Raw genomic sequence first — 24,262 nt, forward strand, 5'->3', positions numbered from 1 at the left:
CCCCTTGCATTCAGGCGCGGAATGACCCCGCGGACGGATCAGACCGCGTCGAGGGAGTGGCCGCGGGGGATCGCGAGGGTGAGCCCGCCGGCGACGACGCGGACCGCGATCCGAGTGGCTTCACCGAATTCGTCGCCGTCGAGCTGCACGGGGTGCGCCTCTTCGGCAGCCAGGTCGATGCCCTTGCCACGGGAGTAGCGGACGGAGTTGTCGGCAGTCCGGACGGCCAGGATCTTGCGGCCGGCGCGGAACTTCCGCAGCACGCTGTTGTCCCAGGCCAGGCGCCGCCAGACGAGAAGCCAGCCGAACGCGGTGCGCGGCTGCAGGATGGCGACGTCGAGTTCGCCGTCGGTGATGGATGCCTCGGGGATGAGCTCGAGGCCCGCCTGGAGCGACCCGCAATTGGCGAACAGGACGCTCTGCACGTCTGCGCGATGGATGCGGTGGCCCGGCACCTGGTAGACGACCGGGAACGGCTTCGCCTGCGCGATCGAGCGGGCAGCGCCGTCGACGTAGGCGACCCAGCCGACCTTCTTCTTCAGGTCGCTGTTCGTGTTGGCGATCATGGCGGCGTCGAGGCCCATGCCGCCCATCACGACGAAGGCGTGCTCGTCGACCTGGCCGTCGGCGCGGCGCAGCTGCGCGAGCCCCACGTCGATCGCGACGGTGTCCCCGTCGAACGTGGCAGCGATCATCGCGGCCGGGTCGGTGAGGGGGAGTCGGAGGTTGCGTGCGAGGAGGTTGCCGGTGCCGCTCGGGACGATCGTCAGGGGCACGGATGACCCGGTCATCGCCTCGCTGACGGCGCGGACGGTGCCGTCGCCCCCGGCGACGAGCACGGCGGTCACCCCTTCGGCGAGGGCCTGGCGGGCGACGTCGTCGCCGAGGTCGTCGACCGTCGTCTCGTAGAAGAGGGGCTCGGACCAGCCGGCATCCTTCGCCAGCTGCGCGACCTGCTCGCGCAGCTCGTCACCGTCGACCTTGATGGGGTTGTAGACGAGTGCTGCCTTCGGAGCGGGGCGGCCCTCGACGTCAGGCATCGGCTCGGGCGATCCCGTCCGGTCGACTCGGCGCGCTTCGCCGGTCTCGCCGTCCTGCGTGTCCGGGGCGATGTCATCCGGTTCGCGGATCACGCCGTCGGGCTCTGCGGCTGCCGCCGGGTCGTGCGCGTCGTCGGAGCGGTGCGTCGTGCCGGGATCGGTCGCCATGGGAACAGGATAGGGCCAGGCATCCCTCCTTCCGGGACCCCTTGCGCTCGGGCGTTCTGCGCACCAGGGCAGGGGCCGGGAGGGCCGCGACTAGACTCGTCGGGTGATCGATCTCGCCCTTCTCCGTGACGCCCCTGACCTCGTGAAGCGCTCGCAGGAAGCCCGTGGCGAGTCGCCCGACACCGTCGACGACGCGCTCGCGGCCGACAAGGAGCGTCGCGCGGCGATCACCACCTTCGAGGAGCTCCGGGCTGAGCAGAACGCCCACGGCAAGCGCGTCGCGAAAGCGCCCAAAGAGGAGAAGGCCGCCCTCGTCGCCGAGGCGAAGGACCTCAGCGAGCGGGTGAAGGCCGCGCAGCAGGCCGTGACGGTGGCTGAGGATGCCGCATCCACTGCCCTCGCGCGCATCGAGAACATCGTCATCGACGGCGTGCCCGCCGGTGGCGAGGACGATTTCGTCACCCTCCGCACGCACGGTGAGCCGGTCGCGTTCGACTTCGAGCCTCGCGACCACCTCGCGCTCGGCGAGATGCTCGGGGCGATCGACACCGAACGCGGAGCGAAGGTCTCCGGCGCCCGCTTCACCTTCCTGACCGGCATCGGCGCCCGCCTCGAACTCGCGATCATGAACCTCGGTATGCAGCGGGCCCTCGACGCCGGCTTCATCCCGATGATTCCGCCGACCCTCGTCCGTGCCGAGGTCATGCGCGGCACCGGCTTCCTCGGCCAGCACGCCGACGAGGTCTACCGACTCGACGACGACGACCTCTATCTCGTCGGCACGAGCGAGGTTCCGCTGGCCGGATACCACATGGACGAGATCCTCGACCTGGAGCCGGGTGCGAAGCGCTACGCCGGGTGGTCGACGTGCTACCGCCGCGAGGCCGGGTCGTACGGCAAGGACACGCGCGGCATCATCCGCCTGCACCAGTTCAACAAGCTCGAGATGTTCGTCTACACGACCCCCGAGGATGCCGAAGCCGAGCACCTGCGCCTCGTCGAGATGCAGGAGCGCATGCTCCAGGATCTCGGCCTCTCGTACCGCGTGATCGACGTGGCCGCGGGCGACCTCGGGTCGTCGGCCGCGCGGAAGTACGACGTCGAGGCGTGGGTCCCGACGCAGGGCGCGTACCGCGAGCTCACCTCGACGTCGAACTGCACGACGTACCAAGCCCGTCGCCTCGACATCCGCTATCGCCCCGAGGGTGGTCGCACCGCGCCCGTCGCGACGCTGAACGGCACGCTCGCAACCACACGCTGGATCGTCGCGCTGCTCGAGACGCACCAGCGCGAAGACGGCTCGGTCGTCATCCCCGAGGTCCTCCGCCCCTACCTGGGCGGCCTCGAGGTGGCGGAGCCGATCGCGTGAGCATCTCCCCGGATGACGCTGCCGAGGTCGTCGACGAGATGGTGTCGGATGCCGCCGAGCCCCCGCGCGAGCGGTTGCTCATCGCGCTCGACGTCGACGGCACGATCCTCCTCGAGGACGAGACGTACAGCCCCGGCGTGGTCGACGCGATCGCCGATGCGCAGCGCGCCGGTCACGAGGTCATGCTCGCGACCGGGCGCTCGTGGGAGAGCACGCGCCACATCATCGTGCATCTTGCGCTGACCCCCGAGTACGTCGTCTGCTCGAACGGCGCCGTCATCCTCAAGCGCGCCGGCGCGGGGGAGTCGCCGGCGTACGAGCGGTTCCACACCGAGCAGTTCGACGCGACCGAGGTCCTGACGCTCCTCCGCGATCACCTGCCGTCGGCGCGGTACATGGTCGAGCTGCCGAGCGGGCGACGCCTGTTCACCCACCACATGGACGACTGGAGCCTCGCCCGCGCCGATCGCGTGACGTTCGAGGAACTGTCGGCGCAGCCGGTCTCCCGCGTCGTCGTCGTCTCCGAGGAGGACACCGACGAGGACTTCGTCGACCTCGTCTCGCGCATCGGCCTCAACGAGGTCTCGTACGCCGTCGGGTGGTCGGCCTGGCTCGACATCGCCCCGCAGGGCGTCGACAAGGCGACCGGGCTCGAACTGGTCCGCGCCTGGCTCGGCATCGAGGCGAAGGACGTCGTCGTGATCGGCGACGGGCGCAACGACATCGGCATGTTCCGGTGGGCGCGCGGCCACGGCGGGCGTGCGATCGCCATGGCCCAGGGCCCCGACGAGGTGCGCTCCGAAGCGTCGGAATCGACGGCATCCGTCACGGAGGGTGGCGTCACGGCGGTGCTGAAGGCCCTCTGACCTGGCCGTTCAGGGCGTATACAGGCGATCCCGCGAGAATGTAACGGTTCTGGGTTCGACTAGACTCGGCCTGTTCGATCGGCGCCACTCGGCGCGGTCGGGAGGGTTGTCCGAGCGGCCGAAGGATCCGGTCTTGAAAACCGGTGGGCAGCAATGTCCCGTGGGTTCGAATCCCACACCCTCCGCACTGTCCGAAAGGTGATCCGTGAGCGCTAGGCACGACGCGAAGGCGACGAAGTTCCGCCGCCAACCCGTGGCCCGTCACGGAGAGCTGTCTTCTCCGCATCCGATGCGGCAGATCTTCACGATCCTCGCCGCGGTCGTCGCCGTCGTCCTCGTCAGTACGACGGCGATCGGTGGCTTCTACGTGTGGGATGCCGCGCGCAGCCTCGACGAGAGCGGTGTCTCCATCGGCGGCGGGGACGCGAGCCTGCCGCCGCACATCGGTGAGATCGAGGGCGGCGTCAACATGCTCGTCGTCGGCACCGACTCGTGCGAGGGCCAGGACCTCAAGCTCTTCCCGCGTTGCGCCCACGACGACGGCGGTGAGCGCAACGACGTCACGATGCTCGTGCACATCAGCGATGCGCCGCGCCGCGTGACCGTCGTCTCGTTCCCTCGCGACATGATCGTGCCGATCCCCTCGTGCAAGAACCCCGCGGGCGGCGAGTACTCCGCGATGAGCGCGCAGATGATCAACGTCTCGTACAGCTACGGCGGTCTGGGCTGCTCGGTGGCGACCGTCGAGGCCTTGACCGGCGTCGACATCCAGTTCGCCGCGGCCATTCGCTGGACCGGCGTCATCAACATGTCCGACGCGATCGGCGGCGTCGACGTCTGCCTCAGCGGCGACATCAACGACAAGCACACCGGCCTGAACCTCAAGGCCGGCGAGCAGACCCTCGTCGGAGCGCAGGCGCTGCAGTTCCTCCGCATCCGTCACGGCATCGGCGACGGGTCGGACCTCGGTCGCATCTCCAACCAGCAGCAGTTCATGAGCTCCCTCGTGCGCAAGCTGCAGTCGGGCGAAGTCCTGTCGAACTACCCCGCCCTGCTCAACCTCGCCAACACGGCGCTGCGTCAGGTGAACGAGAAGCAGCTGGTCCTCAGCGAGTCGCTCACCAACCCGCAGCGGATGGTCCAGATCGCCATGGCCGTCGCCGACGTGCCGTTCAAGGACATCGTCTTCGTCCAGTACCCGACCGTGTACGCGCCCGGTGGCGGCCGCGTCCTCCCGGTGTCGTCGGCCGCCGACGTGCTCTTCACGGCTCTGTCCGAGAACAAGCCGATCCGCGTGACCGGTGCGGCCAGTGGCGGCGGCGGCGTCGAAGTCGTCGGTGAGGCCGGCCCCGACGGCACGCCGACTCCGACGAAGACCCCGGACGCGAACGCGCCGACGCCGACTCAGACCCCGGGTGGGTCCGGCGCGCCGACCCAGGGTGCGAGCGACGGTACGGTCGACCTCCCCAGCCAGATCACCGGACAGTCGGCCAACGAGAAGACCTGCACGGTCGCGCAGCGCTGACCGTCGGTTCGGAAGGGCCCCGGGAAACCGTTATGCTTGCGGGGTGCATTCGCGCCGTTCGCGGTCGGATGCCTGGAGACGTCGCATAGTCAGGCCTAGTGCACCACCCTGCTAAGGTGGAGTCCTCGCAAGGGGACCGAGGGTTCAAATCCCTCCGTCTCCGCCAGGAAAGCCCCGGTTCGCCGGGGCTTTTCCCGTTTATGGGATGACGCGTCCCGACGCGCGCCGCCGGTCGCGGTCACTCCGCCTCGGACACATGCTCGTCCGTCGCGCGGGAGCCGGTCAGAGCCATCGCCCCGATGATCGAGAGCGCGCCGACGGCGGCGGCGAGCGCGACGAAGGCGACCTGCTCGCCGTGGAAGTACGTCGACACCTGCACCGCGCTCCATACGCCGTCGGGGAGGGTCGAGGTTACGAGGACGGCGATCAGCGTGCCGACGAGAGCCGTGCCGATGCTCGACCCCACTTCCTGGGCCGTGTCGTTCAAGGCGGCGCCCATCGATGTGCGCTCTTCGGGCACCGCGCCGATCAGTGCCACCGCGCAGATGGTCATGACGGTGCGCAGCCCGATCGTCATGACGACCATGGCGACGGCGATGGCGAGGTAGTCGCGCTCGACGGCCCACGCCATCATGCCGAGTCCCAGCGTCAGGACGACTGCGCCGATGATGCACGCGATGCGGTGTCCGAACCGCCGGATGAGGGCTTCCGTGAGGGGAGTGGCCAGGATCATCGTGAGGATGAGCGGCAGATTGGCGAGCCCGGCCGCCATCGGACTCCATCCCCAGGCGTACTGGAAGTGCAGGATGAGGGCGAACATCACGCCCGCCATGGCGATCGACGTGCCGATCTGCGCGATCGCCGCGCCGCGGATCGTGCCGACCGAGAACAGCCGCAGGTCGAGCATGGGGGCGGACGATCGTCGTTCGTTCACGATGAAGAGCGTCACGGATGCGGCGGCGCAGGCGCCGACGAGGAGAGTGGTCGGGGCGAGCCATCCGGACTGCACACCGCTGGTCAGCGTGTAGCAGGCGAGACCGATCGACAGGACGCTCAACGCGGCGCCGGCCAGGTCGAGACGGTCCCGTGTCAGCCCGCGGGGATCGTCGGCGGGGACGCCGAGTCGCACGCCGAGGCCCGCGATGAGGGCGAGGGGCGCGTTGATGAGCAGCAGCCACTGCCACGGCAGGTGCGTGAGGATGGTGCCGCCGAGCAGAGGTCCGACGACGAAGCCCGACATGCCGACGACCATCATGAGCGTGATCGCCCGCATCCGCAGTGCGGTGTCGTCGAAGAGACGGAAGACCAGCGAGTTGGTGATCGGCGCCATGGCGGCGGCCGCGATTCCGAGGGCTGCGCGGACGGCGATGAGCTCGCCGATACTGCTGACGAACAGAACGGCCAAGCTGACCACCCCGAAGACGGTGAGCCCGATCTGCAGGACGCGCCGCCGTCCGAAGCGATCCGCGATCGAGCCCGCCGTGAGGAGGAGGCCTCCGAAGGTCAGGGAGTACGACCCCGTGATCCATTGCAGTCCGGTCGTGTCTCCGCCGAGGTCGCGACCGATGGTCGGCAACGCGATGGACAGGAGCGTGTTGTCGACCATCTCGACGAAGAATGCGAGGCAGAGGGCGGCGAGCGGCATCCACGCGGCGGCGAGGGAGGTGTACGTGCGCGGTGGGGTGGCAGTGACGGTCATGGCGATCCTTCGTATCGAACAGCGTTCGAACATCGAGCGCCGTTCGATACGATAGAACGATGTTCGACAGATGGCAAGACTCGCGGCTCGGTGTGATGTGATGGCTGTCATGAGCGAGCCCGCGGCGTCCTCCCGCACACGCACCGGGGTCCCGCGCGGGCGCGCACGAGCATCGCACTCCATCGATGCCGTCATCGCCGGAGCCGTCGAGATCCTCGACGAGTCTGGGGCGCAGGGACTGACCACTCGCGCACTCGCTGCGCGCCTGGGTGGCGGGCCGGCGAGCATCTACTGGTACGTGTCCGGCCGCGAAGAGCTTCTCGATCTCGCTGCCGATTCGGTGCTGGCGAGTGTCCTGACGGCCGTGTCGGGCGTGGGCGACAGTGACGACAGCGATCCGATCGCCTGTGCGCGGATGATCGCCGTGGCGTTGTTCGACGCCATCGTCGATCGCCCGTGGCTCGGGGCGTATGCGATGCGCAACACCGCCCAGCAGATCCACTCGCTCCAGCTGTACGAGAAGCTGGGCCAGCAGGTCATGCGTCTCGGACTCTCGCCGCGCGACTGCTTCCACGCCACGTCGGCGATCGTGGGATTCGTCATCGGCACCGCCGCCGACATGGGGCAGCAACTCCCTGTCGAAGTCGCGTCCGGTCAGATGGGACGCGAGGAGTACCTCGCGGGAGCCGTCACGCAATGGCGGGCGTTGGATCCTCTGCAGTACCCCTTCGTGCATCACATCGTCGACGAGTTCGCCGGCCATGACGACCGCGATCAGTTCCGCGCCGGCCTCGATCTCCTGCTGGACGGGCTCCGTCTGAGCGCCGGGCGCCGCTGAGCGCACCCCGCGACCAGTCGCTCGTCGTCATGGAGCGACGTTCGTCGCGCGCAACTACCACGATTCGCACGGCGAGTTCGACTCTGTCCCGGCGGTCGCGTCAAACGCGGTAACGCCCGGTCATGGGGCGTCTCGCAACTCGTCCCTCGAGGTTGCGCCGGGCTAGGAATGTCGCACAGCCAGCAGTCCGACATCCCGCACCACGAGGAGACCCACCCATGTCCGATGAGAACAAGACCCCGCAGAGCGATCTTCGAGCGGCGGTGGCAGGGGAGAAGAAGCGAACCCGTGTCGGCATCGCCATCGCGATCGCCGTCGTCGCCGTCGGCGCGATCGTCGGCGGTGTCGCGCTCGCGCTACCCGCACTCCGACCTGCGGAGGCCAGTGCCGCGGGAGGGGGCGCCTCGAAGGAACCGATCAACGTCAAGATCGCGGTCTCGGAGGACAGCCCGTTCCAGGATGCGGTGAAGAAGGTCGCTGCGGAGAAGGGCCTCAACATCGAATGGGTCAACGTCGAGGACTGGGTGCTGCCGAATACGGAGCTCGCCGCCGGTACCGTCGATGCCAACGCGTTCCAGCACATCCTGTATCTCAGTGCGTTCAACGCCGAGAACGACGAGCACCTGACGCCGGTCTTCTCGACGATCATCACGCAGTGGGGGATCTTCTCCGCATCGGCGACGTCGGTCGACGACATCGCCGACGGCGCCAAGATCGCCATCCCCGACGACCCGTCGAACGGTGGGCGAGCGCTCAACATCCTCGAAGCGGCCGGCCTCATCACCCTCTCCGACGACAAGGGCGACTTCCCTGCCGTCGAGGACGTCACGGACAACCCCAAGAAGCTCCAGTTCGTCGAGCTCCCCGCGACGTCCATCGCGCAGCAGTACGACGACCCGAGCCTTGCAGCCGTCGTGGTCGGCACGTCCTACTTCGACCAGAGCCAGGGCATCACGACGAAGGACGCACTGTTCCTCGACGACTCGCTCTCCGCGCAGAACCTGCCGTACGTGAACGTCATCGCGACGCGCGACGACAACAAGGACGACCCCGCCTGGGACATCCTCAAGGACGTCTATGCCGACAAGCGGATCGCTGCGGCCAATGAGAAGGAGAACCAGGACACGACGGTCCTCGTCGACGTTCCCGTCGAGAAGCTTCGCGCGAAGCTCGCCGACCTCGAGAAGCAGGCCGCGAAGAACTGACGGGACGGTACTCCCCGAGGCCGATCGCCAGAGATGAGGAACCCATGACCACCGCCATCGCGTTCGAGAACGTTTCCAAGTCCTACACCGTGAAGGGCCGCCCCTTCGAGGCCCTCCGGGCCGTGAACCTGACCGTCGAGAAGGGGGAGATCTTCGGAATCGTCGGATTCTCCGGCGCCGGCAAGTCGACGCTCCTGAGGACGGTCAACGCCCTCGAGCGGCCGACGAGCGGCCGGGTGGTCGTCGACGGGCGGGAGATCTCGGCGCTGCAGGGACGGGATCTCTACGCGGCGAGGCAGCGGATCGGCATGGTCTTCCAGCAGTTCAACCTCCTGGAGTCTCGGAACGTCTACAAGAACATCGCCTACCCGCTCCGCCTTGCCGGGCTGTCTGCGGAGGAGACCCTCGACCGCGTCGAGGAGCTGCTGAGCTTCGTCGGGCTGGCGGACAAAGCCCTCGCCTATCCGTCGCAGCTGTCAGGTGGCCAGAAGCAGCGCGTCGGCATCGCGCGTGCTCTGGCCACCCGGCCCGACGTCCTCATCTCCGACGAGGCGACGAGTGCCCTCGACCCGCAGACCACCGGCGAGGTGCTCGACCTCCTCCGTCGGGTGAACGAGGAGTACGGGGTGACGATTCTGCTCGTCACCCACGAGATCGACGTGGTCCGCGAGCTCGCCGACAAGGTCGCCGTCATGGAGAACGGCGAGGTCGTCGAGCAGGGCAGCATTTACGACGTCTTCTCTTCGCCGCGGCATCCGACGACGCGGCGGTTCGTGTCCTCGGTCCTGCATCACGTGCCGTCTACCGAGGCGCTGGAGAAGATCCGCGCCGTGCATCACGGTCGACTCGTGCAGTTGCACGTGGAGGACCGCGATACCAACCACCCGTTCCTGTCGCAGGTCGCGCGCGAGCACGGCGTCGACTTCAACGTCGTCTTCGGCGGTGTCGACGAGCTGCAGGGACGTCTGTTCGGCAGCCTGACGGTCGAGCTCCTCGGCACGGATACTGCGATCGACGCCGCGATCGAGGGCCTCCGACGGACGGCCACCGTCTCGGAGATCTCCGCGGCCCCGGAGCGCGAGGTCGCACATGCGTGACTTCGATCCGGATGCCTTCTTCCCCAGGCTCTGGGACGCGATCGGCGAGACCGGGCTCATGGTCGTCGTGGCGTTCGCGGGAGCCGCCGTCATCGGTGTGCTCCTCGGGCTCCTGCTGTACGCGAGCCGGCCGGGCAACCTCCTGCAGAACCGCGTCGTCTTCTCGGTGCTGAACGTGATCATCAACGTCATCCGACCGATCCCGTTCCTCATCGTCGCGATCGCCATCATCCCGCTCACGCGCTTCCTCTTCGGGACGGGGCTCGGCCCGCTGCCGCAGACGATCCCGCTGATCATCGTCGCGTGCGTCGCGATCGCCCGCGTCTCGGAATCGAACCTCGTGGCGGTCAGCCCCGGCTCGATCGAAGCGGGCGCGGCCATGGGTGCGAGTCCCGCACGGGTGCTGTTCACGATCGTGGTGCCCGAGGCGCTCGGGCCGCTGACTCTCGGCCTCACCTACATCCTGGTGGCGCTCGTCGATGCGACAGCGGTCGCCGGCGTGCTCGGCGGCGGCGGGCTGGGCTCGCTGGCGATGAACTACGGCTACCAACGGTTCGACTGGATCTCCGTCGCGATCGTCGTCCTGACCCTCATCGTCCTCGTCCAGCTCGCGCAATTCCTCGGCAATGCCGTCGCGCGGAAGGTGATGCACCGGTGACCGCCGCATTCGACGAGTTCGTGACCCGCGTCGGTCCCGGCGCTCCGGAGCGCGAGCGCGAGCGGCGACTGCTGACGGCGGAGCTCGCCGAACTCCGGGCGATCGGATTCGGCACCTGGCGGGTGCCCGCGGAGTTCGGAGGCTCGCCCCTCGCCCTGGAAGAGCAGTTCGCCCGCCTCATCCGGTTGTCCGCCGCGGATGCCAGCCTCGGCCACGTCTGGCGAGGTCACCTCGCGTTCGTCGAATCGCTCCGGCTGCAGCCCGCGGATGCGGCACGCCCCTGGTTCGAGCGGATCCTCGCGGGCGATTTCGTCGGCAACGCGCAATCCGAGCGTCACGCGACCGCTCACCTCGAGACCCGCATCGACCGGGCGAGCGGCCGACCGCTGCTGTCGGGAACGAAGTACTACACGACGGGCAGCATTTACGCGGACTGGATCCACCTCGCCGCCCTCGACGGCGACGACCGGGTCGCGGTCACGGTCTCGGCCCACCATGCGGGTGTCCGTTCTACCGACGACTGGGACGGCTTCGGCCAGCTCCTCACCGGCAGCGGCACGACGGTGTTCGATCGTGTGCCGGTGGCGGGCGACGGCATCCTGCCCTCGGTGACGACGGATGCCGCGGCCCGCGGAGCCCACCTCGGCTCGGTGCTGCAGCTGGCACTGATCGCGGTGATCGCGGGTATCGCGCAGCGCGCACTCGACGACACGATCGCCTTCGTCACCCCGCGCCGCCGGACCTTCGGTTTCGCGGGCGAGACGCTGCCGCGGGAAGACCCGCTGGTCCAGCTCGTCGTCGGCGAGCTCAGTGTCGCCGCGGCGACGGTACGGCGCCTGGTGCTGTCGGTCGCGGCCGACCTGGGTGCGGCATCCGATCAGGGAGCGACAGCGGAGGAGTTCCGCGAGATCCAGTTCGAGGTGTTCCGGTTGCAGGAAATCGTCCCGCGTCTCGTGCTCGAGGCGACGACGCGGCTGTTCGAGGTCGGCGGGGCATCCGCGGTCGGCACCGGCCCGGCACTCGATCGGCACTGGCGGAACGTCCGCACGATCGCCTCGCACAACCCCGTGATCCAGCGCACGCGAGCGCTCGGCCGGTTCGCCCTCACGGGAACCCTCCCCGAGTGGTCCGCGCCGGCTGCGGAGGAGACCCGCACCCCTCGATACGCCAGAGTCGGGCAGGCATGACCCGGGTGACGGATGCCGTGGCTCGCTTCACCGCCGTCTTCGACGATGTGGGACGGGATGCGGTCGCCCGGGAGCTCGACCGTCGACTCCCGCACGCGGAGGTCACCGCGCTCCGGGATGCGGGTTTCACGCGGGTGACGGTGCCGGAGGAGTTCGGGGGCGGCGGGGAGCCGCCGTCGGTGCTGTTCGCGCTGCTCGCCGAGCTCGGCCGTCGGGATCCGAACCTCGCACAGTTGCTCCGCTCCCACTTCTCGTTCGTCGATCGCACGATCCTCGCGGCACCTTCCGCCGAGCGGAACCGCCGGCTCGAGATGCTCGCGGGCGGCGCGATCGTCGGCAACGCGACCCATGAGCGGTCCACCGCCAAGGTCGGCTCGCTGTCGACGACGCTGACGGCGTCGCCCGACGGGCTCCGCCTCGACGGCACGAAGTTCTACAGCACCGGCACCCTCTTCGCGGATGTGGTCTCGGTCGCGGCGCAGGACGAGGACGGTGCTCTCGTGGCGGCACTCGTCCCCACCGCCGCATCCGGTGTCGACGTCGTCGACGACTGGCGAGGGTTCGGGCAGCGCCTCACCGGAAGCGGGACGACGGTCTTCCGCTCTGTCCGCGTCGACGAGCGTGCCGTGTCGCGCCGCGTCGTCGGCGGGCCCTCGCACGGCGGGGCCTTCGTGCAGCTCGTCCTTCTCGCCGCCGTCGCGGGGATCGGTCGCGCCATCGTCGACGACGCGGTCGCGTTCGTCCGGAACCGCACCCGCACCTACAGTCACGCCTCGGCGGCGACGGCGCGGGAGGATCCGCTCGTGCAGGAGACCATCGGCCGGTTGTCCGGGCTGTCGTTCGCCGCGGACTCCGCTCTGACGGCGGCAGCGGCTGGTGTCGACGGTTCGGTCGCGGCGCAGCGCGCCGGAGTCGATGGCGACGATCTGCGCGAGATCATCGCCCCGATCGAAGCGGCGACCGCCCGGGCTCAGCTCGTCGTGCTTCCCTCGGTGCTGGAGGCGGCGACGCTCCTGTTCGAGGTGGGCGGCGCCAGCGCCGTCGACACCGGGCTCGCGTTGGACCGACACTGGCGTAACGCCCGAACCCTGGCATCCCACAACCCCGTCGCCTTCAAGGCGCGGGCGATCGGTGACCTGTTGCTCAACGACAGCCCGGTCCCCGGCTGGTGGAGCACCGGTGAGGCGTGACGGAACTCTCTGAGAAAGGCACGACATGGTCGAGCGCAAGAAGCTCATCCTGAATCTGTTCGAGATGAACACGGTCAGCCACATCACCCACGGGCTGTGGTCGCTGCCGGGCAACAACCGGCATCGCGTCAACGACATCTCGTACTGGATCGAGCTGGCGCAGATCCTCGAGCACGGCGGGTTCGACGGCGTGTTCCTCGCCGATGTCGTCGGGGCGTACGACGTCTTCCGAGGCGGCCCCGAGACGGCGATCCGCGAGGGGCTGCAGATCCCCTCGAACGATCCGCTCCTCGTCATCCCCGCCATGGCGGCCGTGACCGAGCGGCTGGGGTTCGGCGTCACGTTCTCGACGAGTTACGAGCCTCCGTTCGCATTCGCACGCAGGATGTCGACGCTCGACCACCTCACTCGCGGACGGGTCGGCTGGAACATCGTGACGTCGTACCTGCCGAACGCTGCGCGGAACTTCGGCCTCGCCGACGAGATCCCGAAGGAACGTCGCTACGCGATCGCCGACGAATTCCTCGACGTCGTCTACAAGCTGTGGGAGGGGTCGTGGGACGACGACGCGGTCGTCGCGGATGCCGCGACCCGGACGTACACCAACCCCTCGAAGGTCCGCTACATCGATCACGTCGGCGAGAACTTCCAGGTCGCCGGCCCCCACCTGAGCGAGCCCTCGCTGCAGCGGACGCCGGTGCTGTACCAGGCGACCGGCTCGCCCGCGGGCATCGAGTTCGCGGGTCGTCACGCGGAGCTCGTCTTCACGGGTGGGCGCTCGACGGCCGACTTCATCCGCAACGTGGCGCACATGCGAGAGGCGGCCGAGCGGCACGGCCGCGGGCGCGAGGATCTCCGGTTCATCGTGCAGGCCGGGGTCGTGGTCGGTCGCACGGAAGAGGAGGCTGCCGACAAGTGGCGGACCTACCGCGAGAACACGAGCGTCGACGGCATCCTGGCCCACGCGGGCTTCCCGTTCGACCCGACCGCCTTCTCACGCGAGACCCTCGTCCGCGACGCGCTCGCCCAGGCCGGAGTCTCGGACGATGCGGTGCCGTACGCGGCCCCGGACTCGACGATCGGCGCCCTGCTCGACAGCGTCGCCACTGGACGAGAGGGCAGATTCTTCGTCGCAGGCACCCCCACCGTCGTCGCCGACGAGATCGAACGGTGGCTCGACGAGGACGGTATCGACGGCATCAACCTGCGGCAGTACCACTCCTTCGACACCGCGCGCGATTTCGCCGAACTCGTCGTGCCCGAGCTCCGCCGCCGCGGACGCCTTCTCGAGGGCGGTCCGACGCTGCGCGAGCGTCTCTTCGAGCGGGGGCCACGACTGCCTGAGAACCACATCGCCGCCCGATACCGCGGCGGGGCGAACCTCGACGAGCCCGTGCCGCCGCTGTTCGACTGATTCATCCAATGAATGGAGGCCGATTAGGGTGATTATGAGGCATTCGCCGGTATGTCCGCATCGGACATCGGATGTCTGCGCTGTCAGGAGGCATCCGCATGACCACCCGCATCGAGATCGGCAACCCTGACTTCGAGGTCGTCATCCTCGCCGAAACGGATGCCGCTCCTCGCCTCCTCCGCGCCGGTCCGCGGGGGAGGACGGCGGACATCCCCGCGGGCCAGCCGCTCATCGAGATCGTCACGGGCGACTCGGGTCACGCGCCGTCCACGACCCGGATCACCTACGGCGAGCTCAGCGGTCGGCTCCGCTACGTGAGCCACGAAGCGAGGGAGCTCGGCGGCGGATGGACCGAGCTCTCGCTGTCCACCCGCGAGGCGGTCGACGGTCCCGCGCAGCGGTTCGGGCTCGTCGCCGGAATCGGGATCGAAGCCGTCCTGCGGCTCACCATCCCGCCGCGCGGGTGCGCGCTGCGCTCGAGCGTGACCGTCACCCACGCGGCAGACGCGTCCGACACGCGCACACTGAAGTCCGTCGCGAGCCTCGCTCTCCATCTCTCCCTCGGACCGAGCGGTGCCGTCACGCCCGACGCGTTCACTCTCGCCACCGCGCGGAACGACTGGATGGGGGAGTCGCGGTGGAGCGTCGCTCCGCTCCGGTCCTCCGGTCTCGAAGACCTGGGCCTCCGCTTCCGGAACATCGGCAGCCGCGGCCACGTCACCTTCGCCTCGGCCGGCACCTGGTCGACCGGCACGCACCTCGCATCGGGCGCGATCTGGAACACGGCCGACGGCTCCGCCGCGACGTGGCAGATCGAGCACAACGGCGGGTGGCGGTTCGACCTCGCCGAGAACGCCGAAGGCACTTCGCTCGCGCTGAGCGGCCCGACGGACGACGATCACCACTGGATCGCCGTCCTCGCCCCCGGCGAGAGCTTCACGACCGTACCGGTCTCGATCGCCTTCGGGAGTGATCTCGACGCCGCCGTGGCAGCGATGACGGGCCTACGCCGCCTCAGCCGCCGACCGCATCCCGACAACGACGAACTGCCCGTCGTCTACAACGACTACATGAACACGCTCATGGGTGATCCGACGACCGAGAAGCTCATTCCGCTCATCGACGCGGCAGCCGACGCGGGCGCCGAGTACTTCGTGATGGATGCCGGCTGGTACTCGGACGACGACGACTGGTGGGCGACCGTCGGAGACTGGATCCCCTCCACCGTCCGCTTCCCCGGCGGAATGGGCGCGGTCTTCGACCGCATCCGCGACCGGGGAATGCGTCCGGGGATCTGGCTCGAGCCGGAGCTCGTCGGGATCGACTCCGAGGCTGCGCGCACGCTGCCGCCAGAGGCGTTCTTCCAGTCTCGCTCGCAGCTCACCATCGAGAGCGAGCGTCTGCACCTCGATCTGCGGCATCCGGCGGCGAGGAAGCACCTCGACGACGTCGTCGACCGCCTCGTGGCCGAGTTCGGGATCGCGTACTTCAAACTGGACTACAACGTGAACATGAGCCTCGGCACCGATCACGATGCCGACAGCGTGGGTGCGGGGCTGCTCGCGTACAACCGTGCGCACGTCGACTGGCTGGCCGGCATCCTCGACCGTCATCCCGAGGTGACGCTGGAGAACTGCGGCTCGGGCGCGATGCGGGCCGACTGGGCGCTGCTCTCCGTCACGCAGCTGCAGTCGACCAGCGACCAGCAGGAAGCCGAGTACTACTCGGCGATCGCGGCATCCGCTCCCTTCTCGATGCTGCCGGAGCAGGCGGCGAACTGGGCGTACCCAGCGGCGGACATGACCCTGGAGAAGACCGCGTTCACGCTCGCGACGGGTGTGCTCGGCCGCTTCTGCCTCTCGGGATTCCTCGACCGGCTCGACGCGCGCCAGAGCGAGCTGACCGCAGAGGCGGTGCGCGTGCACAAGGAGCTTCGCCCGTTCATCCGCACGGCGACCCCCTCCTGGCCGCTGGGTCTCGACCAGCGGGAGGAGCCGTGGCAGGCCCTCGCCTTCCGCGGAGACACGGAGACCCTCCTGACGCTGTGGCGGCAGGAGGGGGCACCCTCGACGGTGCGGATCCCGCTGCCCGCGCTCGCCGGGGCGGAGCTCGACATCGAGACGATCTTCCCCGTGACCGCGCCCGGGTGGGAGTTGACGTGGTCCGCCGCCGACGCCGTGCTCGACGTCGTCGCGACCGACCCCGCGCTCGCCGCTCGCGTCGTCCGGTTCATCGTCCGCTGAGCGGTCGCGGTCAGAAGCTCGTGAGGGCGCGGGCCCCATCCGCGCTCCGGCGTTCGGCGAACACCGAGTCGAGCGCGGGGCGGAATACGAAGACACTGCGGACGTACCGATCGCGTCGCCGAGACGCCCTCGTCTCGAGCCAGGATCGCGGCAGCTGCAGCGACCCCGCCGCCGCCGGAATCGCCCATGACGGCGATCCTGCCCGCGTCGCCGTGACGGTTTCATCACACGGTGCATCCACGGAGCCCTCTCGGCCGGAATACACCTGCAGCGCCTGACACCTCCGCCGGGCGCCACTCTTCTCATCGAAGGAGCAACGTGATGAACAAGAAGCTCGGAATCGCCCTCGCCACCGTGGTCGCAGGCGCCCTCGCCCTGACGGCCTCCCCGGCCTCGGCCCACCAGGCGACGAAGCCTGCCGGCACGATCGTGGATGTCGCCGTCGCCGCATCCGGCGGAGGTGCCCCGGACGCCAACGGGTCGGACTACGACATCCTCGTCCAGGCCCTCGTCGCGACCGGACTCGACAAGACGCTGGACGACTCGAACTCGACCTTCACGGTGTTCGCACCCAACGACCGCGCCTTCGAGCGTCTCGTGACCGACCTGACCGGCAAGGCACCCGCCTCTGAGGCGGCTGCGCTCAAGGCCATCACCTCGACGTTCACGGCCGACCAGATCAGCGACATCCTGCTGTACCACGTGGTCGCGGGCAAGAAGCTGTCGCCGCTCAAGGTGCTGTTCTCGCACGAGATCACGATGGCTAACGGCGGCACCATCGAGCCCCGAGGCATCACGCTTCGCGACGAGACGCCCGAGCTGAAGAATCCGAAGCTCGTCCTCCGCGCCGTCAACATCAAAACGTCGAACGGTGTCATCCACACGATCGACCGGGTCCTCGTCCCGGGCTCCTGACCGTCGTCGAACGGCCCGTCACCCGTGTGGACTCCACGGTGACGGGCCGTTCGGCCGTTCGGGATGCCGCGGCTCAGCGCGCGAGCAGTCGACGCAGCCAGCGAAGGCGCGCGTCGCGGGCGTCGCGCGACAGGGGTGCGTCGGGGACCAGCGCGTCGAAGGCGTGCGCTCCGCCGGGCCAGACGTGGAGCTCCGCCTCGCCGCCGGCGGCCCAGATGCGTCGGGCGTAGTCGACGTCCTCATCGCGGAACGTCTCCGCCGATCCCACCTCGAGGAAGGTCGACGGCAGGCCGCTCAGGTCGTCCGCCAGGGCAGGAGAGGCGTACGCCGGCACGGCGGCTCGGTCGAGACCGCCGAGGTACGCCGCCCACCCCGTGGCGTTCGCGCGGCGGTCCCAGGCTCCGACGCCCTCCAGCTGCCGAGCGGATGCCGAGTCGTTCCGGTGGTCGAGCATGGGATACACGAGCATCTGCCCGATCGCGGACGGCCCGCCGCGGTCACGCGCCGCCAGCACGGCACCGGCGGCGAGGCCGCCTCCGGCGCTCACCCCATGGACGACGACGCGTGCGGCGTCGAGGCCCAGCTCCGATCCGTTGCGGGCGATCCACTCCCACCCGGCGTACACGTCGTCGAGCGCGGCGGGGTAAGGATGCTCGGGGGCGAGGCGGTACTCGACCGAGACGATGGCGCAGCCGAGGTCGAGCGCCAGGAGTCCCAGGTCGGGAAGGACGTCGTAGGCGCTGCCGACCACCATCCCGCCGCCGTGGACGTGGAGGAGGACGGGATGCGGACCCGGAACCCCGCGCGGAGTCAACACGACGAGACGCACCGGAGAGCCCTCAGCGGAGGCGGTCTCGACCTCGTGATCGTCGAACCGGCCGCCGAGCGTGTACTCCTCGCGCGAAGGCATCACGGCGCCGGCGCGGAGTGCCAGGATGTCGTCGGCGGCGAGCCCGATCACGACGTCGTCGCGCTCCGTGAGCGCTCGCCGGACGTCGGGATCGAACGGCGGGTGGGCGGGTCGGGTGTCGCTCTCGCTGGGGCTCCGTTGCTCCATGCTGTCCTCTCCACGCGTCGAAAAGCGCGTGCTAAATCGCGTTAGCTCAGAGAGTAGCGGATGTCGCGGGCCGGATCCCGATCAGTCGTCGATGGTGCGCACCGACCCGCGGTTGCGCAGCGGCATCGTGATCCGCTCGACGGATGCCGGGGCGTCGGGCGAGGACGTCAGCAGTGTCTCGACGGCCTGCAGTCCAAGTTCGAAGTGGGGGATCGCGAAGGTCGTGAGCCCCGGATGCACCCAGCTCGCGAGCTGGTGGTCGTCGAACGAGACGACGGAGAAGTCGCCGGGCACGGTCAGACCGGCCTCCGAGATGGCTTGGTAGGCCCCGAACGCGATGCGGTCGTTGAAGGCCAGGATCGCCCCCGACCGCACCCCCGACGCAATGAGGTCCGCCGTCGCCTTCCACCCGTCCGTGGGGAGCCAGATGCTCAACATGCGGCCAGATGCGGGGGAGACGCCGGCGTCGGCGAGCTCGTCCAGGATGCCGGTCAGTCGCTCCCGTCCGGCGACCGTGCCGCGGGGGACCTCGGCGAGCGTCGGGCCCGCCCCGATGAGGTGGATGTCGCGGTGCCCGCGATCGAGGAGGAGGCGAGCGGCGCGGCGGCCGGCATCCAACTCGTCCGGCAGGATGGCGTGCGCGTTCTTCGCCGGGCCCTCGGGCAGCGTGTTGAGGAGCACCACGTTGCGGTTGGCGAGGGCGGTAGGCACGGGCCGCTCACGCGTGAACATCGACGCCATGATGACGCCGTCGACTTGGCGGTCGAGCATGGCTTCGATGAGGCGTTCGCGCTCGGAATCGTCGCCCTCGTACTCGCCGATGAAGAGCATGTGGCCGTGGCGTCGCGCACCCTCGAGGGCGCCCTTGATCATGTCGCCGGCGAGTTGTGAGGTCGCCACCGAGTCGGAGATGAAACCGAGCGTCCGGCTCGTCCCGCTCCGAAGGCCCGCCGAGATCATGTTGGGGCGGTACCCGAGTTCGGCGGCGACGAGTCGGACGCGTTCCTGCGACGCCTCGGCGATGCGCATCTCGTCGCCCCGGCCCGACAGCACGAGCGACGCCGTCGTCCGCGACATCCCCGATGCGCGTGCGACATCGGCGAGCGTCACCCGATTCCCCGTCACTGCGGCCTCCTGTCTCCGGCGATCCTAACGGGGTCGACCGCCCGGGCACGGCGCTCGTCGGGATGCGCATGCGACACGCCTCGAAACCATTGACACGGTGCTGCCCGATGACGCATCATGACCTTGCTAACGCGATTTAGCACCGAGGCTCACCAGGCCTCCCTCCCGAACACCGTGGTTTTCCGAAAGGAGACAGTGATGTCTCGATTCACACAGCACCCCCTCCGTCCGCTGATCCTCGCCGGGGTTCTCACCTCGCTCGCCGTGGGTGTCACCGCCTGCGCCCCTCCCGGCGGAAGCGCCGCACCCCAGGCATCCTCCACCTCCGATTTCGGAGCCGAGGGTCCCACCTGCGGTGACGAGGACGTCGTCCTCAGCGGCTACTTCGAAACCGGCTTCCCGCTGCCGAAGGACCTCACCGCAGAGTTCACGAAGCAGTACCCCAACGTGACCTTCGACATCCGCGAGGACCAGTTCGCGGTCATCACGCAGAACGCACCGCGCGTCCTGCAGGACTCGCCGCCGGACCTCATGCGTCTGCCGCAGATGTCCGAGCTCGCCACCGACGGCCTGCTCCTCGACCTCGACCCGTACGCCGAGGCCTTCGGGTGGACGAAGTGGCCCGAGTCGCAGCTCCAGCAGCTGCGGGTCGATGAGAACGGTCGTCGCGGTAGCGGCCCGCTCTACGCGCTCGGCCTCAACTACTCGATGACCGGTGTCTTCTACAACAAGAGCCTCGCCGAGAAGATCGGCATGACCGAGGCTCCGAAGACCCTCGACGAGTTCGACGCCGCTCTCAAGGCGGCGAAGGATGCCGGCATCACGCCGATCACGCAGTTCAACGGCGGCGCGACCGGTGGTCTCGCCTTCCCGCTGCAGGCGCTCATGGCCTCCTACGGAGACCCCGCCAAAATCAACGACTGGATCTTCCAGCAGCCCGGCGCTTCGATCGACACCCCGGAGAACCTCGAGGCCGCCAAGCACCTCAAGAAGTGGATCGACGAGGGCTTCTTCGCCGACGACATCAACTCGCTCGACTACGCGCAGATGATGAGCCGCTTCATCGGCGGCGACTCGCTGTTCATGTTCGACGGCGACTGGGAGTCGGGCAACCTCGACACCCAGATGCCCGGCGAGGCCGGCTTCTTCCTCATGCCCCCGCGTGAAGAGGGTGGCCAGATCGGTGCGATGTCCGCTCCGCTCACCTACGGTGTCGCGGCCACGGCCAAGCACCCCGACTGCGCCGCGTTCTTCCTGAACTGGACGGCGACCAACGAGAAGGCGCGCACCATCGGCGTCGAGGTCGGCGGCTCGCACCCGATGGGTCCGGCCGACGCGTTCATGCCTCCCGTCAAGGAAGGCTCGACCACGGCCGCGACGCTCGCCGCCGGTGCTCAGCTGTCCGAGGCGAACGGCGCGATGGACTTCATCGCCAACGCGACGGGCGCGATCTACGCCCAGAGCTGGACGCCCAACCTGCAGAAGCTCGTCGCCGGCGAGCAGACCGCGGAGGGCCTGCTGTCCTCGGTGCAGTCCGACTACGAAAGCCAAATCGGGAACTGAGTGATGGTCTCTGCTCCTTCTGCTGCTGCGCCGGTGGTCTCCACCGGCGCAGCAGCGCTCGACTCCGCGGCGGCTCAGCGCCGCCGTCGGCGTAAGTTCCGCGCGAGCGTCGCGGCGTACCTGCTGGTGGTCCCCGCCGCGGGGTTCTACATCTTCTTCGTGCTGCGGCCCATCGCCCTGTCGGCGCAGTACTCGCTCTACGAGTGGAACGGCATCGGTCCGGCGACGTGGGTCGGCTTCGCCAACTACGTTGAGGTCTTCAGCAACCCGAAGCTGACCGGCGCGATCGGCAACGCGTTCGAGCTGATCATCTACTTCAGCATCATCCCGGTCGGCATCGCCCTCGTGGCGGCCAACATGATCCGCGCGATCGCCGCGAGCCGTCTGGCCGCCATCTCGCGTACCGTCCTCTTCCTCCCGCAGGTGATCCCGCTCGTCGCAGCCGGCATCATGTGGAGCTGGCAGCTGTCGACCAACGGCCTGGTCAACCAGCTTCTCGGCCTGTTCGGCCTCGGCGGGGTGACCCGTGCATGGCTCGGTGACTTCTCGACCGCTCTTCCCGCCGTCGGTGTGATCGGCGCGTGGGTGCAGGTGGGTCTCTGCCTCGTCCTGATCCTGGCGGGCATGACGAAGATCGACCCCGCCCTCTACGAAGCCGCACGCATCGACGGCGCCGGCCCCATCCGCGAGTTCTTCAGCATCACGCTCCCGGGCGTCCGCCAGGAGGTCGCGGTGTGCGTCACGGTGACCGTCATCGCCGCGCTCGCGAGCTTCGACATCATTTACATCGCCACGCAGGGCGGCCCCGGCGACAGCACGCTCGTCCCCGGCCTCCAGATCTTCTATCTCGCGTTCTATCAGCGCGAGGTCGGAACCGCGTCGGCCTTCGCCATCGTCCTCATGGCCCTCGTCCTTCTCATCGTCCTGCCCCTGCAGCGCATCCTCCGAGGGAAAGAATCGTGATCGTCCGCGCACGCGAGAAGTGGCTCGGCCGCGTCTTGCTGATCATCCTGATGCTCGTCACGATCATGCCGTTCATCAGTCTCTTCGTGACGGCGCTTCACGCACCGGGCACCTACCCCAGCGGCCTGGAGTGGCCGGCGGAGCCCCGGTGGGACAACTTCGTCACCGCCTTCCAGTCCGCCAACATGGCGGCGCTGCTCGGGTCGAGCTTCCTCATCGAGATCGCCGTCGTCCCGGCTGCTGTGCTGTTCGCGACCCTCGCCGGCTTCGCGCTCGGACACCTCCGGCCCGCCGGTGGGCGCATCGTGTTCGTCGCGTTCATCCTCGGCCTGACGCTGCCGTTCGAGGGGATCATCACGCCGCTGTACTTCCAGATCCGCGAGATGGGCCTCCTGAACACCCGGTGGGCGATCATCCTGCCGCTCATCGGTCTGTTCATGCCGTTCGCGGTGATGTGGATGCGGGCGCACTTCATCACCATGCCGGCCGACCTCTCCGAGGCTGCCCGCATGGATGGCGCGACGACATGGCAGCTCTTCTGGCGCATCCACATCCCGCTGTCGGTCCCGGCGCTGTCGTCGCTGGCGATCCTGCTGTTCCTGTGGACCTGGAACCAGTTCCTGCTCGCGATCGTGCTCGTCAACGATCCCGAGAAGCGGACGATGGCGGGTGCTCTCGGCGCGTTCCAGGGGCAGTACGGCACGGACATCCCGCTCTTGTGCGCCGGATCGCTGCTCATCCTGACCCCGACGCTGATCATCTTCCTGATCTTCCAGCGTCACTTCGTCTCTGCTCTCATGCAGGGGTCGCTGAAGGGCTGACGTGGCGTTCTCTCTCGAGGCGCACTGGGTGTGGGACTTCTGGGTCGCTGACGACGGCGAGACGTTCCACCTGTACTACCTGCGCGCGCCGATCTCGCTCGGCGACCCCGATCTCCGCCACCGGAACGCGCGGATCGGGCACGCCACGTCTCCGGATCTGACCGAATGGACCGATCACGGGGAGGTCCTCGGCCCGGGCGTCGCCGGCGCGTTCGATGAGACGGCCACCTGGACGGGATGCGTCGTCCGCGGCGACGACGGCCTCTGGCGGATGTTCTACACGGGCACGGTCTTCCTCGAGGCGAGCTCGGTGCGGAACATCGAGTCGATCGGGATGGCGACCTCGGTGGATCTCTCCGTCTGGGACAAGCGCGACGGATTCGTCCTCCGTGCCGCGGGGGAGTACTACGAAAAGCTCGGCGACACCGCGTGGGCCGACGAAGCGTGGCGGGACCCGTGGGTCTTCCGCGATCCCGCCGGTGACGGGTGGCACATGCTGATCACGGCTCGGGGGAAGGATGCCGACTCCGCGGCCGGCGGCGTCATCGGGCACGCGTGGTCTCCCGACCTCGACACGTGGACGGTGCAGCCGCCCCTCATCGAACCGTCGCGGCGGTTCCCTCATCTCGAGGTGCTGCAGGTCGCGGAGGTCGACGGCACCCCCGTCGTCCTGTTCTGCGCCACCCGCTCCGACGGCGCGGACGGTGTCTGGGTGGTAACGGCGGACGCGCTCCCGCGGCACGCTCCGGTCGACGCCGCGCGGCTGCTCCTGCCGGCCCCGGGGTACGCGGGACGCATCGTCGCGGACCGGGCGGGTGTCCCGGTCCTCCTGGCCTTCTCCCGGGACGACAGCGGAGCGCCGATCGGCGTCACCGATCCGACGCCCGCGGGTCCCCTCTGGCGTGAAGCCCGCGGTCTGGGATGATGGCCGCATGGTCATCGCCGGTTTGGTGTTCGCGGCGCTCGGCGCCCTCATCCACCTCTACATCTTCTTCCTCGAGTCCATCGCGTGGACGGGGGCCGCTGCGCGGCGCACGTTCGGGACGACAGACGCGACCGTGGAGATCACGAAGCCGTTCGCGTACAACCAGGGCTTCTACAACCTCTTCCTCGCCATCTCGGTCTTCCTGGGCATCATCTTCGTCGCCACCGGGTCGACCGCGATCGGTGCGACGCTCGTGTTCGTCGGTGCGGGCTCGATGGTCGCCGCCGGCCTCGTGCTCCTGCTCTCGGACCGCTCGAAGGCACGCGCCGCGATGATCCAGCTCGCCGCGCCGCTCGTCGGTGTGGTCCTGCTCGCGATCGGTCTGGCGCTCTGA

General features: G+C 68.9%; 21 protein-coding genes, 2 tRNA genes and 1 pseudogene. 19 read left to right on the top strand and 5 right to left on the bottom strand.

Annotation, left to right across the window (positions count from 1 at the left end):
• Positions 1–38: 38 nt before the first annotated feature.
• Positions 39–1,208 (bottom strand): diacylglycerol/lipid kinase family protein, encoded by a 1,170-nt coding sequence (locus MO1_RS01595; RefSeq protein ID WP_060915029.1) that lies wholly within the window; start codon positions 1,206–1,208, stop codon positions 39–41.
• Between the two features lie 103 nt (positions 1,209–1,311).
• On the opposite strand from MO1_RS01595, the gene serS reads away from it, so the two are divergent.
• From serS to MO1_RS01620, 5 genes are all read left to right on the top strand, one after another.
• The gene (gene serS / locus MO1_RS01600; RefSeq protein WP_036310449.1) at positions 1,312–2,577 is read left to right on the top strand and encodes a serine--tRNA ligase; all 1,266 of its coding nucleotides are present in this window, start codon (positions 1,312–1,314) and stop codon (positions 2,575–2,577) included.
• A gap of 38 nt (positions 2,578–2,615) precedes the next feature.
• Positions 2,616–3,443, top strand: a complete 828-nt coding sequence (locus MO1_RS01605; protein WP_174520536.1) for an HAD family hydrolase — start codon at positions 2,616–2,618, stop codon at positions 3,441–3,443.
• 100 nt (positions 3,444–3,543) lie between these two features.
• Positions 3,544–3,628: transfer RNA gene (locus tag MO1_RS01610), tRNA-Ser, on the top strand.
• 68 nt (positions 3,629–3,696) lie between these two features.
• A complete protein-coding gene (locus MO1_RS01615) occupies positions 3,697–4,968 on the top strand; it encodes an LCP family protein (RefSeq protein ID WP_036310445.1) in 1,272 nt (423 codons plus the stop codon).
• Positions 4,969–5,042: 74 nt separating this feature from the next.
• Positions 5,043–5,134, top strand: a tRNA-Ser gene (locus MO1_RS01620).
• Positions 5,135–5,206: 72 nt separating this feature from the next.
• Here MO1_RS01620 and MO1_RS01625 read toward each other — a convergent pair.
• A complete protein-coding gene (locus MO1_RS01625) occupies positions 5,207–6,667 on the bottom strand; it encodes an MFS transporter (protein WP_060915031.1) in 1,461 nt (486 codons plus the stop codon).
• A gap of 109 nt (positions 6,668–6,776) precedes the next feature.
• Here MO1_RS01625 and MO1_RS01630 point away from each other — a divergent pair, with 109 nt between their 5' ends.
• From MO1_RS01630 to MO1_RS01665, 8 genes are all read left to right on the top strand, one after another.
• A complete protein-coding gene (locus tag MO1_RS01630; protein ID WP_236081063.1) occupies positions 6,777–7,505 on the top strand; it encodes a TetR/AcrR family transcriptional regulator in 729 nt (242 codons plus the stop codon).
• 218 nt (positions 7,506–7,723) lie between these two features.
• Positions 7,724–8,710 carry a MetQ/NlpA family ABC transporter substrate-binding protein gene (locus tag MO1_RS01635; RefSeq protein WP_060915033.1) on the top strand — a complete coding sequence of 329 codons (987 nt, stop codon included), beginning with the start codon at positions 7,724–7,726 and terminating at the stop codon, positions 8,708–8,710.
• Complete coding sequence (locus MO1_RS01640; RefSeq protein WP_338041435.1) at positions 8,707–9,807, top strand: methionine ABC transporter ATP-binding protein; 1,101 nt, start codon at positions 8,707–8,709, stop codon at positions 9,805–9,807. Before MO1_RS01635 ends, MO1_RS01640 begins: the two co-directional genes overlap by 4 nt.
• Complete coding sequence (locus tag MO1_RS01645; protein WP_036310439.1) at positions 9,800–10,465, top strand: methionine ABC transporter permease; 666 nt, start codon at positions 9,800–9,802, stop codon at positions 10,463–10,465. Before MO1_RS01640 ends, MO1_RS01645 begins: the two co-directional genes overlap by 8 nt.
• Positions 10,462–11,652 carry an acyl-CoA dehydrogenase family protein gene (locus MO1_RS01650; RefSeq protein ID WP_060915035.1) on the top strand — a complete coding sequence of 397 codons (1,191 nt, stop codon included), beginning with the start codon at positions 10,462–10,464 and terminating at the stop codon, positions 11,650–11,652. Before MO1_RS01645 ends, MO1_RS01650 begins: the two co-directional genes overlap by 4 nt.
• Positions 11,649–12,842, top strand: a complete 1,194-nt coding sequence (locus tag MO1_RS01655; RefSeq protein WP_036310435.1) for an acyl-CoA dehydrogenase family protein — start codon at positions 11,649–11,651, stop codon at positions 12,840–12,842. Before MO1_RS01650 ends, MO1_RS01655 begins: the two co-directional genes overlap by 4 nt.
• A gap of 25 nt (positions 12,843–12,867) precedes the next feature.
• Positions 12,868–14,256: an NtaA/DmoA family FMN-dependent monooxygenase gene (locus tag MO1_RS01660; RefSeq protein ID WP_060915036.1), complete on the top strand. Its 1,389-nt coding sequence runs from the start codon at positions 12,868–12,870 to the stop codon at positions 14,254–14,256.
• Between the two features lie 98 nt (positions 14,257–14,354).
• Positions 14,355–16,499, top strand: coding sequence for a glycoside hydrolase family 36 protein (locus MO1_RS01665; RefSeq protein ID WP_036310432.1), 2,145 nt, complete (start codon positions 14,355–14,357; stop codon positions 16,497–16,499).
• A 53-nt stretch (positions 16,500–16,552) separates the two neighbouring features.
• Here MO1_RS01665 and MO1_RS14970 read toward each other — a convergent pair.
• Positions 16,553–16,687 (bottom strand): annotated as a pseudogene (locus tag MO1_RS14970) (hypothetical protein); the annotation flags it as partial.
• A gap of 133 nt (positions 16,688–16,820) precedes the next feature.
• Here MO1_RS14970 and MO1_RS01670 point away from each other — a divergent pair.
• Entirely contained in the window at positions 16,821–17,414 is a 594-nt protein-coding gene (locus MO1_RS01670; RefSeq protein WP_235186067.1) for a fasciclin domain-containing protein, read from the top strand.
• Between the two features lie 73 nt (positions 17,415–17,487).
• Here MO1_RS01670 and MO1_RS01675 read toward each other — a convergent pair whose 3' ends face one another.
• Positions 17,488–18,471, bottom strand: a complete 984-nt coding sequence (locus MO1_RS01675) for an alpha/beta hydrolase (protein WP_036310429.1) — start codon at positions 18,469–18,471, stop codon at positions 17,488–17,490.
• Between the two features lie 81 nt (positions 18,472–18,552).
• Entirely contained in the window at positions 18,553–19,581 is a 1,029-nt protein-coding gene (locus tag MO1_RS01680) for a LacI family DNA-binding transcriptional regulator (protein WP_036310428.1), read from the bottom strand.
• Positions 19,582–19,794: 213 nt separating this feature from the next.
• Between MO1_RS01680 and MO1_RS01685 the strand changes: the two genes are divergently transcribed.
• The 5 genes from MO1_RS01685 to MO1_RS01705 are packed head-to-tail and all read left to right on the top strand — an operon-like array spanning position 19,795 to position 24,262.
• Positions 19,795–21,159 carry an ABC transporter substrate-binding protein gene (locus tag MO1_RS01685; protein WP_036310426.1) on the top strand — a complete coding sequence of 455 codons (1,365 nt, stop codon included), beginning with the start codon at positions 19,795–19,797 and terminating at the stop codon, positions 21,157–21,159.
• Between the two features lie 3 nt (positions 21,160–21,162).
• Positions 21,163–22,122 carry a carbohydrate ABC transporter permease gene (locus tag MO1_RS01690; protein ID WP_036310424.1) on the top strand — a complete coding sequence of 320 codons (960 nt, stop codon included), beginning with the start codon at positions 21,163–21,165 and terminating at the stop codon, positions 22,120–22,122.
• On the top strand, positions 22,119–22,943 hold the full coding sequence (locus MO1_RS01695; RefSeq protein ID WP_036310422.1) for a carbohydrate ABC transporter permease: 825 nt from the start codon (positions 22,119–22,121) through the stop codon (positions 22,941–22,943). The genes MO1_RS01690 and MO1_RS01695 overlap by 4 nt, the downstream gene beginning before the upstream one ends.
• Position 22,944: 1 nt before the next feature.
• Entirely contained in the window at positions 22,945–23,868 is a 924-nt protein-coding gene (locus MO1_RS01700) for a glycoside hydrolase family 68 protein (protein ID WP_060915037.1), read from the top strand.
• Positions 23,869–23,875: 7 nt separating this feature from the next.
• Entirely contained in the window at positions 23,876–24,262 is a 387-nt protein-coding gene (locus tag MO1_RS01705) for a DUF1304 domain-containing protein (protein ID WP_060915038.1), read from the top strand.

It is taken from the genome of Microbacterium oleivorans NBRC 103075 (assembly GCF_001552475.1).
In the GTDB taxonomy this organism is placed as follows: domain Bacteria; phylum Actinomycetota; class Actinomycetes; order Actinomycetales; family Microbacteriaceae; genus Microbacterium; species Microbacterium oleivorans.